7 protein-coding genes are annotated in these 13,092 nt (G+C 63.6%); 1 reads left to right on the top strand and 6 read right to left on the bottom strand.

Annotated elements, in window-relative coordinates; all coding sequences use genetic code 11:
* Positions 1-121: 121 nt before the first annotated feature.
* The 6 genes from DC432_RS14850 to DC432_RS16875 all read right to left on the bottom strand — a co-directional run bounded on the left by DC432_RS14850 (position 122) and on the right by DC432_RS16875 (position 10,488).
* Entirely contained in the window at positions 122-1,117 is a 996-nt protein-coding gene (locus tag DC432_RS14850; protein WP_243393159.1) for a restriction endonuclease, read from the bottom strand.
* Between the two features lie 26 nt (positions 1,118-1,143).
* A complete protein-coding gene (locus tag DC432_RS14845) occupies positions 1,144-4,278 on the bottom strand; it encodes a type I restriction endonuclease subunit R (RefSeq protein WP_116538532.1) in 3,135 nt (1,044 codons plus the stop codon).
* Complete coding sequence (locus DC432_RS14840; protein ID WP_116538531.1) at positions 4,275-5,528, bottom strand: restriction endonuclease subunit S; 1,254 nt, start codon at positions 5,526-5,528, stop codon at positions 4,275-4,277. Before DC432_RS14840 ends, DC432_RS14845 begins: the two co-directional genes overlap by 4 nt.
* The gene (locus tag DC432_RS14835) at positions 5,525-7,474 is read right to left on the bottom strand and encodes a type I restriction-modification system subunit M (protein WP_116538530.1); all 1,950 of its coding nucleotides are present in this window, start codon (positions 7,472-7,474) and stop codon (positions 5,525-5,527) included. Before DC432_RS14835 ends, DC432_RS14840 begins: the two co-directional genes overlap by 4 nt.
* Before the next feature lie 340 nt (positions 7,475-7,814).
* Positions 7,815-10,214 (bottom strand): CHAT domain-containing protein, encoded by a 2,400-nt coding sequence (locus DC432_RS14830; protein ID WP_116538529.1) that lies wholly within the window; start codon positions 10,212-10,214, stop codon positions 7,815-7,817.
* Positions 10,215-10,362: 148 nt separating this feature from the next.
* The gene (locus DC432_RS16875) at positions 10,363-10,488 is read right to left on the bottom strand and encodes a hypothetical protein (protein ID WP_279304168.1); all 126 of its coding nucleotides are present in this window, start codon (positions 10,486-10,488) and stop codon (positions 10,363-10,365) included.
* A gap of 105 nt (positions 10,489-10,593) precedes the next feature.
* On the opposite strand from DC432_RS16875, the gene DC432_RS14820 reads away from it, so the two are divergent.
* On the top strand, positions 10,594-13,092 hold a 2,499-nt coding region (locus DC432_RS14820; protein ID WP_116538527.1), incomplete at its 3' end, for an AAA family ATPase.

The following is a 13,092-nucleotide window of genomic DNA, read 5'->3' as shown; positions in this document are numbered from 1 at the left end:
AACGTGTAGGACTCGAGCAACTCTCGCGAAAGCTCGTAGCCACCATTCTCGAAGTACTGCTCGTCGAGCCAACGAAAGACGTCAGCGCGAATCGCGAGCTCCTCAATCCTGGAGCGCACTCCTATCCCTCCGCGATGTCCGCTACGACGAGCACTCGCGTCAGCGGGACAACCGACCGCCACGACTCTGGCAGCTCCGTGTAATTCTCCAGCACCATCGTGACGACATCTTCGCCAGAGAGCAGCCGGAGGCCGGGGCGTTGGCGCTCGATCGCTAGAGCATCACGTGAATACCCGCCAAGAGTAACGAAGAGCAGCAGCTCGCCCTGCCCTTGCGTGCCGATCAGTTGTTGCACGTCCGGCGCGCCTACCGTGCCCGTGTGGTGCTTGCACTGGACTTTGATGAGAGGTGGTTCCACGCCAAGCGGATCGCGATGCGCGATGACGTCGACACCGCCATCCTGGGAGTACTGAGTGACCCGAGCCTGATAGCCGAGAGCGCGAAGCAGTGCAGCCGTGAACTCCTCAAAGTCCTGGTGTGTTAGTCGCTTGTGAAGTGATTCGAGGACGAAGTCACGCGTGTGTCGTTCAATCCGTGACGCGCGAGGCTCGTCGATCTCGTCGTCGCTCGCCGCCTGGTCCGCCACCAGGTCGATTCTCTTGGCGAGAACGTCGAGAGACTCTTCCGAGCTCTCGAGTGCTGCGAGAAATTCGTCGATGTGCCGTCGGACGCGGAAGACGGCGAGAACCGAGCCAATCTCATACAGCGCTGCTTGTGAGAACAACGTTCGAGGAAGGCCGACGCGCTTCCACTCGACCCGTCGCCTGTGACGGTGAGCCGACGCCAAGGGCTCGAAGTAGTAGTCGCTGGCGATGACGCCTAGGTTGATCGTCGAATCCGGCTTATATGGTGCGACAACCACATCACCGATCTGCATTTCGTCGCGAAAGCGAGTGAGGACCCCGGCTTGGCCAGCAATTGATCGCACCTTCGCATCGGGTTCGGCTGCAGTGAGCGCAGCCTTGATCCCATCACGCCCCGCCGCGATCTGGGTTAGATCAGGGAGGTCATCCCAGCCAAGGCTGATGAAGCCCTCGTCGACAAGCTCGGTGGTCAATGTGTTGTTATGTACCCCCCACACGTTCACGTGGCGGATCCCCCTCCCGTGGTCCTTTCGACCGACTTGGACTTCAGGTACTCGTATAGCATCGCCGGCAGCGCCTTCCCCAGCTCAGCGAACAGGCCGCTGTCGCTGAGCATGTCGTCGATGAACGCCGGCGTCTCCTCACGCACCTCCACCACTGCCTTGCTGAATGCCTTCGGCAAGGCCGGCGACTCCGCAAACTGCTGCGGCGTGTTGACTTCCGCCTGCCGTGCGAGGTCGTAATCGAGCGCGAGCTTGCCCACGATGTGGTTCATGGTGATGTCGATGACGCCGACGCCGTACTTGTCGCCGAGGCGTTCGTTGAGCTTGTGGATAATCTCCTCAAGCGCGGAGCGGTGCTTTTCGTGGATCGCACCGGACCCGATGGCGGTGATCGGATCCAGCCCCGGTCCCTGCTCAAGGTTGAGCTTCACCGACTCGCCCGCGCTGATGTTGTATCCCACGAGCGTCACGTCTGAGATGTCGACCGGTTCAAGGATCATTGCGGTGGACAGTTGAGGGAGGATGCGGCGGAAGAAGTAGTGCCGGCGGGGCAGGTCGGTGTCTTCGAGGTTGCGGGCCTGGGAGATGAAGTCGTAGAACTTCACGAAGTTCCCCACATCCGCCTTGAACAGGCGCAGTTCGTCCTGCTCAGCCTTGTCGTTATCCAAGACCGCGGCGACCCACCGCCTCTGGAACCGGTCCACCGCCGGGGCGGTGGCGGCCGATACCTTCGAGTTCGCGTTCACCCCACCGGCGAGGGCCGCATCGAAGGCCTGCTCGACCTCCGACATGTCGTAGATCCCGGCCGAGTCGAGCTTGACCACGAGGTCGTAGATCAGGTTCGGGTCCGTCGTCGCGGTGAGCGTCGCCTTCCGGTAGTACGGCAGGAACGCGTCCAGCACCTCGACGGGGTCGTTGACGAAGTCGAGGACAAACGTCTTGTCCTTGCCCGGGTAGGTGCGGTTCAGGCGGGACAGGGTCTGCACGGCCTGCACACCGCCGAGCTTCTTGTCGACGTACATGGCGACCAGGCGGGGCTGGTCGAACCCGGTCTGGAACTTCTCCGCCACGATCATCACGTTGTACGTCGCCGGCTTGAACGCCTCCGCCAGATCCGACGGCACCCCCGGGTTCTGGCTCCGCTCCGTCAACCCCTCTCCGACATCATCGGGGTCCTCGACGGTGCCCGAGAACGCGACCAGCGACCGCACCCCCAACACCCCGGCATCCAAGATGTAGGTGTCGAGGTACTTTTTCCACCGCACGGCCTCGACACGCGACCCGGTGACGACCATCGCTTTCGCCTTGCCGTCCAGCAGCGGCTGCACGAAGGCACGGAAGTGGTCGACGACGATCTTCGCCTTCTGGCTGATGTTCGTCGGATGCAACCTGACGTACTGCACCAGCGCCTTCACCGCGGTCGACTCGTCGACCTCACCGGCACCGTCGTAGTCGGAATCGGGATGCTGCAGCTTCCACGCCACCTTGTACGGGATGTAGTTCTGCAACACGTCGAGGATGAACCCCTCCTCGATTGCCTGTTGCATCGAATACAGATCAAACGGCTCCGGAGTCACATCCGGCCCCGCACCCTCAGGGACCCGCCCGAACAGCTCGAGGGTCTTCGCCTTCGGGGTTGCGGTGAACGCGAAGTAGGAGATGTTCGGGGCGGAGGCGGTGACCTCCATCGCCCACAGCAAGTACGCCTCCGAGTTGATCGGGGCGCCCTCCGCGACCGCGGCCTGCTCATCCGGCGACAACACCTTCGTCAATGCCCCCGCAGTCGACCCGGTCTGTGACGAGTGCGCCTCGTCCGCGATCACCGCGAACCGGCGCCCCTGCAACTCCGGCAGGGTCTGGATCGCGGTGATCAGCGCCTCGAACGACTGGATCGTCACGATCACGATGTTCTTCCCACCGGTCAACGCCACAGCGAGCTGCTTCGACTTCGACTCGCCGGCATCCTTCGTGATCGGCTGCACCACCCCGGCCTGCTTCTCGAACTGCGAGATCGCGTCCTGCAGCTGCTTGTCCAGCACCGTCCGGTCCGTCACGACGACGACCGTGTCGAACACCCGCTCATTCGCGTCGTCGTGCAGCTGCGAGAGCCGGTGCGCGAGCCAGGAGATCGAGTTCGTCTTCCCCGACCCTGCCGAGTGCTGCACCAAGTACCGGTTCCCCGGGCCCTCCGCCCTGGCCGCCTCGATCAGTCGGGTCACCGCCCGCCACTGGTGGTACCGCGGGAACAGCACCTTCTCGGACTTCTTCTTCTCGCCCGTGTCGGGGTCCCGCTCGACCTCGACCTGCAGGTGCACGAACGACCCCAGCAGTTGCAGCCAGGTGTCGCGCTGCAGGATCTCCTCCCAGAAGTATGAGGAGGCAGACCTATCCGGGTTCACCGGGTTCCCCGCCCCCTCATCATCGCCCTTATTGAACGGCAGGAACCGGGTGCCAGCGCCGGCGAGCTTCGTGGTCATCCGCACCTCGGAGTTCGACACCACGAAATGCACCAGCGACCGCTTCGCGAACCCGAACAACGGCTCACCCGCCGGCGACCGGTCGAACCGGTATTGATTCACCGCGTTCCCGATCGGCTGCGTAAAGTCTGTCTTCAACTCGACCGTCGCGACCGGGATGCCGTTCACGAAGAGCACCAGATCCAACGCCTTGTTTGGATGCTTTAACGAGTAATGCACCTGACGCATCACCCGTACCCGCATCTTCGCGTACGCCTCGAGCGTGTCAGGGTTGTTTGTGGTTGCCGGCCGGAACTGCGCAAGCTTGAACTTCACCGCACCCCCATGCAGCGGCACCATCGAGAAACCCTCATGCAGGATCCGGATCGTCCCACCGTTCTTCAACGGATCAAGATCGAGGGACTTCGCCAGACGAGTCAGTATGCTGCGGCTCGCCGCGTCACGCTGCGCGCTGGTGTCGCCGGGGCGGACGACCTTTGCGAACTCGGTGGGCTGCGAATCTTCCAACCAACCGAGCACGTCGTTGGGGAACAACGCGAGCTCACGGTCGTAGCCGGCGTCGGTCGGCGAGTACTCCCAGCCGTTCACGGCGAGATGCTCCGCGATCTCGTTCTCCAGCACCGACTCCAGATGCGCCCCTGCAACACCACTCACACCGTCACCCCCACATCGATCTTCCCCGTCACCGCAGCGCAGATCAGCGCCGCACGACGTTCACGCGCGAGCTCGACGCTTCGCCGCACAACCGAGAGCGCCTCCTCGATTCGGTCGGTGGAGGTCGTCACCGCTCGCAGTTCGGCGCTTTGCACAGTGCTAGCCGGGACGCTCACGATGATTTCCCCGAGATCCGCCACACTGATTCGCGGCGTGCGCACCGCTCCAGAGTCCGTCGTCCCGATGCCTCGAAGGCGTAGGACCATTTCGCCGACAAAACGAGGCGTACGCATGACGAGGGCAAGCCAGTCGGGGTCGACGTCGGCCGCCGGTCGAAGCACGGCGTAGTCGGGACTGACTAGGCCCGTGCATGGTGCGACACCGAGACCACCTTGGAACGCGCGCATTCTGTTGAGGACGATGTCGCCGGAGCGGGCGACCTTGTAGTGCGACAGATCGCTTAGTTCGCTTGACGACTCGGAGTCATCGTCACGCGGAACAACCCCGTTGTGGATGGAGACCGAGAGCATAGGGAGAGCCTCCCACCTGCTGCCAGCCCGCACGTCGATCTCCCGGAACTGAAACTTGAGGCGTGATCCTTCGCCGACATGCTGCTCGACCTCTGACTGCGCCGCCGCCCCGCGGCGTTCAGTGAGGAGGGTGATGAGTTCCTCGTTCTTCGCGATGAACGCGTCGATCTGCGCCGTCTCCCGATCCAGATAGCCCGCAATCGCCCGCTGCTCATCGACAGGGGGCCTCGGCACTTGAATCGACCCGATGTGCTGAAGGTTGAGCCCATCGCGAAGATCCCCACCAGCGAGCCCGCGGATGTTCAGGTAGTTGGACGTCAGCCAGTACTGAAGAAAGCGATACTCGAGCGAGGGGCGTGGGACGATGGCCGCCAGCGACTGATTCAGAGTGCTATCGATCTCGAGCCTGGCAGCCATCCCCTTCGTCTTGCCCTGTCCGGCAAGAGCCACGAGCACGGAACCCTTCGGCGCGCAACGGGTCGCTCCGTTGGCCAGGGCTGCTCGAGAGATCAGTTCTGACGGTGCCCGAATTGCCCAGTCATTCACAGACCCAGAGTTGAGCCACGGAACGGTGCCGTCCGTCCAGTAGTCGGTGTTCTTCCGATCGGGCGTGCCGCCAGCGAAGATCCTCGCGAGCATCCTCAAGTTGACGACATCCCATTCCGGCGGAATGTCGGGTGCCCACTCAAGTCGCTTGCGAGTCGGTTCCTCCTCGCTCACTGCTCGACCGCCACGAGCATTGCGCGGAGTTGGTCCATGACGGCGTCGAGGTCGCGGTCGATCTCTTCGAGTGGGCGGGGCGGGATGTACTGGTAGAAGTGGCGGGTGAAGGGGATCTCCGCGCCTTCCTTGGTCCTGGAGTGGTCGACCCAAGCGTCGGGCGCGTACGGGAGGACTTCGCGGGCGACGTAGGCATCGGCGTCCTCGTCCCACGGCACGTTCTCGGTGTCGCGGAGCGACGCATCCGCCTCGGGGTTGCCCTTCGTGTCAGTGCAGGTGTCGGCCGTGTCATCCTGCTCACCAAGCTCGGTCGTCACCGTCTTGAGCAGCGGCGCGGGGAGGCTGAGGCCTTCGGCTTTCGCGGCATCCTTCAGCGCTTTCTGGAACGCGGTGCGGTTCTTCCACACTGTGTCAGCGCCGAGCCGGTCGAGGGCGGCGCGGAGCGCTGCGGCATCTGTCTCATTCAGCTTCTGGATGGCCTTGGCTTCGAAGACGGTGTCGATGCGTTCGGAGGTGGCGTGCCAGTTGAGTTTAAGGGGACGTTCGACGGTGATGGTGCGGTAGAGGAAGTCCTCGTTGCGGAAGATCTTCGAGTGCTCGCCGTCCTCGAACGCGGCGTACATGCCGACGATGGTCTCGATGTTTGCCGGGGAGAGTTCGTTGCGCTTGGAGCCGAGGCCCTTGCGGAGCTTGGTGAACATCTCGCGGCCGTCAATGAGCTGCACCAGGCCCCTGCGGTTCTCGTCCTTGCGGTTGGTGAGGACCCAGATGTACGTGGAGATGCCGGTGTTGTAGAACATGTCCTTCGGCAGCGCGATGATCGCCTCGACGAGATCGTTGTCGAGCAGCCACTTGCGGATGTTCGACTCGCCGCCGCCGGCGCCTCCGGAGAACAGCGGTGACCCGTTGAGGACGATCGCCATGCGGGAGCCGCCGTCTTCGGGCTTGCGCATCTTGGAGATTAGGTGCAGCAGGAACAGCATCGCCCCGTCGCTGACGGCTGGTGTGCCGGGGCCGAATCGTCCGTTGAAGCCGAGCCTGGTGTGTTCGTCGTCGACGTAGGTGCGCTGATCTTTCCAGTCGACCCCGAACGGCGGATTGGACAGGCCGTAGTCGAACTTCTTGTCGGCGAAGTGGTCTTCGGTGAGGGTGTCACCGAGGGCGATGTTGTCGACGTCCTGCCCCTTGATGACCATGTCGGCCTTGCAGATCGCGTACGACTGGTCGTTGTAGTCCTGCCCGTACAGGCTGAGCTGGATGCCCGGGTTCATCTTGCGTAGGTACTCGTCCGCGACCGACAGCATCCCGCCCGTGCCGGCGGTGGGGTCGTAGATGGACCGCACCACGCCCGACTTCGACAGGGCGTCGTCGTCGAGGGCGAACAGTAGCTGCACCATCAGCGCGATCACCTCACGCGGCGTGTAGTGGTCACCGGCGGTCTCATTGGAGCGCTCGTTCGCCCACCGGATGAGCTCCTCAAAGACGAGACCCATCTGGATGTTGCTGACTGTGCGGGGGTGGAAGTCGGCCTGCGCGAACTTCTCTGTCACCGCGAACAGCTTGTTCTTCTCGGCCAGCTTGTTCAACGTCTTGTCGAACTCGAACCGCTCGAAGATGTCCCGCACGTTCGAGGAGAAGCCCGCCAGGTACGAAGTAAGGTTCGCCCGGAGATCCTGCGGGTCCGCGACGAGCTTGGCAAAGTCAAACGGGGAAGTGTTGTAGAACTGGTGGCCCGCGGCATCCGTCAGCTTCATCTGCTGCAACATCTCCGGCGCCGTCGCGACGGTCGGGGCGATCTTCAGCACCTCGGCCTTCGTGTCGGCGAGGACGGCATCGAGGCGTCGGAGCACCGTGAACGGGAGAACGACCGACCCATACTCGGAGGGCTTGAACGGGCCACGGAGAGACTCGGCGATGTTCCAAATGAAGTTGACATGGTTGACCACTGGTCGATGCTCCCGGGGCTGAACTGCGGAGGCCGACACTCGGCCGTGACCTCCATCCTGGCCTAGTGTGCTTCAAACGAAGGATAGGCAGCGTACCCTGCAGTGCCCACGACGTGAGATCGAGCGGCGCCGTCCCAGCGACGGGCATCTGTTGAGCAGGATGGCCGCGACTGGTGTTTGTCGCGTTCGCGGATTGGTCAGCACTGGCTTCCGGGAACTCTAGAATAATCGCTGCCCCGGACGTCCGCTTGCGCGCGTCGCGGTGAGTGACCTGATCTGTACCCCTACTTCAGGGGTTGTGCCGGCATGCGTGAAGCTTCGCGACATCGTCGCATGGGAGCTAAGCCCAGTGGCGCCCGCTGAGGCGGAACAAGCGCCAATCCTCTTTGGCTGCTTTAGCCTTCACCCAGCGATCACGCCAGGACTCGATCTCGCGATCAAAGAGCTCAGCCATGTCCAAGGGGACTTTCGCGACACCACCGCCAAGGATCGTGCGTGCCGTCTGGTAGCTATTCCACACACTGAAACCATCCTTCAGCTGAGCGTGGAATACGCCTGCAAAGAGGCAAGCGATGAAGTCGTTCACCGGTGCGCACGTCGAGATCGCGGTTCTCGCACCGCTCTCAATCGCTGCGACATCCAGGGGAACGGCTTCGATTCGCTGGCCAAGCTCGAACTGGCCGCCCCCTGTGTCGCACGCAGACAAGTAGGCCACGTCGCATGACCTTGCATCGACCTCAAGCAAAATGCCGGCGCTCGTCAGAATCGCGTCGCGATCAGCGCCGAGCTTCAGGCTCACTTCGTATTCACGAGCGCCAGTCGTTCCGTGTCCGGCGAGGTGGACATATCTCGGCCAGACGTCCGAACGCGGCGATTGCTCCCCCAAGAGTTTCGAAACCAGCGCCACCTCGTCCGTGACTGCCGGCAAGTACTCCGAACCTACGTCGGTGTATCCGTGAATCCAACTGCCGCTGACATCCGACGCGCCTCGAGGCTCAAGAGTCGCGACCCGATGCGTGTAGCTAACCTCGTCGAACCCCAACGAAAGTAGGGCGTCGTGAAATGGCGCGTTGTACACACCGGCGCCGCATGACAGGACCGCCTTTATGACGCCAGCTGCGGGGAGCTCGGCGAGCTCCGCCAAGCCGTCACTGAGGTACTTGGAAAGCTGCCCCACATCGTTGAATGATCGCCCCAATTCGATTGAGGTCGAGAACTCGAGCGAGACGGCCCGGAGATTCCCTTCATCATTCTTGTAGGCGCCGTCACACCGGAGGTGCGGCCACGACCCTAAGCGGACGTGGAATTGCAACAGCGCGCGGTTCGGGCCGAGGAGATCGAGGTCGATTACACCCGGTTCACGAATCGTCTTCGATACCTCGCGTGACAGCTCTTCGTGTGACTCCTCGAGCAGCGCGTGGTCCGGAGTCGCCCCCACAGCCCAGTCTTTCGCCGCTCGGTCTACAACAAGCAAACGACGGTCCCATGCCGCTTGCAAGCTTGGAGCTTTAGCCCTCCGGCTTCCTGGAACGAGAACCGCCTCGAAAAGGGAAGCCTCAATCATGGCCAGCCGAGCGAGATGCTCCTCCTCCGACCAGCCAAAGTCGAACCGATCCGGCAGGTCTCGTCCCTCTGCGAATACCTGCGGCGCTGCGTCTTCGATCACCGCTTGCGGAAGCGGTACTCCGAAGTTCCAGCAATGCTCGAGTTCACCACCAGGGGTGAATCGATACATCTCGATCCGCAGAAGCCCGACGGCGAATAGTACCTGGACCTCTTGGAGCGTGCTGTAGGAGGAGTATGAATAGCGGAAGGTCACATACCCCGGCCCGTCGTCGAACTCGGGGACCAGAAGAAGTTCGTAGCGGTCGACCTCTGCGGGCACGGTTCCGAACCGCGGGCTATACGTCCATCCTTCCCATGCCCGCAGCTCCTCAGCGGACTCCGCGACGATGAACACGGCGGGCACGTGACCTGTCGATGCGTAGTATTGCCGGGCTCCCAGGTTCGCGACAGTGTCTCTCACCCAGCTCGGGACCTTTGCTCCTGCATAGCTCGGCCAGGAACCCTCCTCCAGCCGCGTGTAATGGATCTCGTCGCTCGAGCGCTCGAGGGCCGCAATACTGGGGGTAGTTTGCTGCGAGTAAACGGTGTACAAGACCTCGAGACCCGTCAGCACCAGGCCGACTTCTGATGCAGTGAATGTGTCAAGGAGAAGGTTGATGACTTCTTCGTGATTCATTGCACCGCAGAGCAGTTCCGGTCTGCGCGTGGCTACCTCCTCGAGCGCACCTCTGTAGTCGCGGGGCGGCTCCGTGACCTCGGGCATGAGGCGTTTCAGCCTCTCCCACAGTTGAGAAGACTGGACAGATCTAGCGACGGTGGCCGCGTCGGGATCATCAACGCCAGAACAGGCCCAGAGCAGGGACTGGAGTGCGTAGGGAAGCGCCGTCGATGAGATTGGCTCCGACAACCCAAATCGCCACCAATCCGTGAGCACCCGCGCGACTTCCTCTGTCGTCAGCATTGATTCGTCTGCGAGGTCGTCGTCGTCAATTCCAAGGATGTGACCAAGTCCAACGGCAATGAGAAGTGTGGCTCGCGGGACGGGTGAGAACCCAGAGAGACCCGGGCACTTCGCGACGGCCCTGTCGGGAGCGATAGCGCCAGCTGTGGACTCGAACCAAAGCATCCGGTAGTGATGCAACAAATCGTGCTGGCTCTTGTCCGCCGAAGTCATCCTCGGAGGCTACCTGAACCGTACTCGTGGACGGGAGCACACCAAATGCGATTTCGGGAGTCAGGGCCGCGGATGGTCGGCATAGCGGAGTACCACCGTCACGTTAAACAGAGGATCTACAAGGAAGACGTGCCGTCGAAGCACAGAGCTAACACGTCGCATGGAACACCGCCACCGCCACGACCACCGCCACGACCACCGCCACGACCACCGCCACGACCACCGCCACGACCACCGGCACCGGCACCGGCACCGGCACGAGAGAGCGATGCACGCAGGCACCATGGGTGAGCGACGCCCTTAAGCAGCACTTCCCTACACATACCTGCACGCCCGAAAATCCCTGGATAATCGCTAAAACGCGCCCTATTCTGACCGTATGCGTGGAGGCCTCAAGCGATGGAAGCGAGGTGTCGAATCCCGAGGGGTTCGACAGGCGATCGCCTATGCGCTCGAGGGCACCTGCGATGCTCACCTGCAGCACTCCCCCGGCGTTGAGGCGCTCGAACGGTACAGTGCCGCATCCGATTCGACCGTCTCGCGGTTCATCGTCGAGAACGGTGTCATCACCTCCGACGAGCTCACCGCTGGCGGCCTTCGTGTCTGGCTCACCGGCCACGACCCGGTCACTGGGGAAGAGCGCGGCCATCAGCGGCTGAGCCCCGACGCCGACCTGCTGCTTGACGGGACCCTCAACCACCCGAAGTCGTACAGCATCGCCGCGCTGCTGCACCCCGAGCTCGCCGCGGAGTTCGAAGCGCTCCAGGACCGGCTACGTGAACGCATCCTGCTTACCTGGCAGGCAGAGCTCAACGCGCGGCGCGGGCACGGAGGGCTCATCCGCGAGGAGATCACTCGCATCGAGGTAGTCGAGCTGCAGCATCGGCGCTCGCGGGCGCTCGACCCCCACATCCACCGTCATCTCTGGCTGAACATCAAGGTGCTCGGCGCGGACAACAAGTGGTCAAACCTCGACTCACGCGTCGCAATGAAACTCCACACCGTTGTCAACGCCGAAGGCGAACTCGCCGCCCGCACCGATCCGGCCTGGATCGCCGTGCTCGCCCGGAACGGCTACACGCTCGACATCAATGGGGAGATCGCCGAACTCGCTGGCGCCGTCCGACCCGTCTCTCGACGGTCGGCGCAAATCGAAGCCAACCGCGCTCGCCTGATCGCGGAGTGGTCGGCGGCGCACGGGGGATCTGCGCCGAGCGCGGAGGTGCTACAGCAGATCGATCGACGCGCGTGGGCGGTGTCGCGTCCGAACAAGCCCGCTGATGTCGATGAGGCGTTTTGGGAGGCGCGCGTCCGCGACGAGCTCGGAGCGATCGATCCGAGTCTGATCACCCGCCGCGCACCCCTTTCGATTGCTGCGATAGACCTGAATGCCGTCGACCTGGATCTACTCGCTGCACAGGCGGTCGTCGACGCGGACGGGCGGTTCACCGCATGCGGCGGGAGGTTCAGCATCTTCGACATCCGCGCGGGCGCGATACGCGCCCTCTCCCGCACGGGCGTCGTCGCGGAGCGCGACCGGCTCGATGAGGTGATCACCGAGATCACGGAGCGTGCCGTGCGTTCCGTCTTCCGGCTCGTTGCGGACGATCCGCCGGCGCATGTCAAGGCGTTCATGGCAACCGAGACCGTACGCGCCAAGGTGCGTCTCGCCGGACGCTTGGACGTGCTCGCTCAACCGGGGCGCTCCCTACTGCCGGACGAGTTGCGCCGGCTCGCACAGACGGCGGATCTCTCGGCGCTGGATTCTTCGCAAAGCGTTGCCGCGTGCGCCATCGCCGGCACGGACGGGCTCGTGACGGTGACCGGCCCCGCCGGCGCGGGCAAGACGACGATGCTGCGCGCTGCGTTCGCCGCGCTCACCTCGCAGCGGCGGCGGATGCTCGTTGTTGCTCCCACTCGGAAGGCTGCTTCGGTGGCGTCTCGCGAGGTCGGGGCCGCGGCATCCAGTATTCATGCCTTGCTTTCGGATCATGGCTACCGATGGGGCACCGACGAGGCCGGCGCGAAGGTGTGGACCAGGCTTCGAGTGGGAGAAGTCGATGCCAGCACGGGCGCCGTGTACGGCGGACCAAGCCGGTACGTGTTGCGTTCTCGCGATTGGATCGTGGTCGACGAAGCCGGCAAGGTCGACCTGCAGACGGCGAACGTCCTCGTCGAGCTCGCGATCGAGCAGGGTGTCGGGCTGGCGTTCGTGGGTGACACGCATCAGGCGTTGCCGGTCGGACATGCGGGTGCGATGGGTCTTGCGATCCGGCACGCGAACGCTGCGGTCGAGCTCAACACGGTGCACCGGTTCCGCGATCCCGGCTACGCGGCGCTCACACTGCGGCTCCGGGATGCGGGTGATCACGAGCGTGCGCTGGTGGTCGCGGGCGAGCTTGCCGAACATGGTCACGTCGACCGGGTCGAACATCACGACGCGGCGCGCGAGCGGATGATCGACGCTTACTTCGACTGGCACGCACGCGGCAAGCGGGTGACGCTGGTATCCGGCACGAATGCTGAGGCGGATGCGATCAACGACGCCATCCAGGAGCGGCGAGTCGATCAGGGCGAGCTCGACGTCCGCGTCGCCGCGTGGGGAATCGGGCGGCAGCGCATCCTCGTCGGAGACACCGTCCAGACCCGTCGCAACGACCGGCTCACGGGAGTCGAGAATCGCGCGCAGTGGATCGTGCGCGGCATCCGCGACGAGTACCTGTCCCTCGCCTCCGTGAGCGACAGCGGCGAGGTGGCGCATGTGTCCGCAGAGTACGCGCGCGAGCACCTGCAGCTCGCCTACGCGTCCACCGTGCACGGCGTACAGGGCGACACCGCCGACGCGTCGGTGGTCGGGCCCGATGTCGACGCCGTGCAC

The organism is Microbacterium testaceum, assembly GCF_003075375.1.
In the GTDB taxonomy this organism is placed as follows: domain Bacteria; phylum Actinomycetota; class Actinomycetes; order Actinomycetales; family Microbacteriaceae; genus Microbacterium; species Microbacterium testaceum_E.
This window is presented reverse-complemented; position numbering and strand designations above follow the sequence as displayed.

Bases quoted from the DNA above. Each gene is read 5' to 3' on its own strand.
- DC432_RS14830 (WP_116538529.1), bottom strand. From the start codon at position 10,214: ATGACTTCGGCGGACAAGAGCCAGCACGATTTGTTGCATCACTACCGG.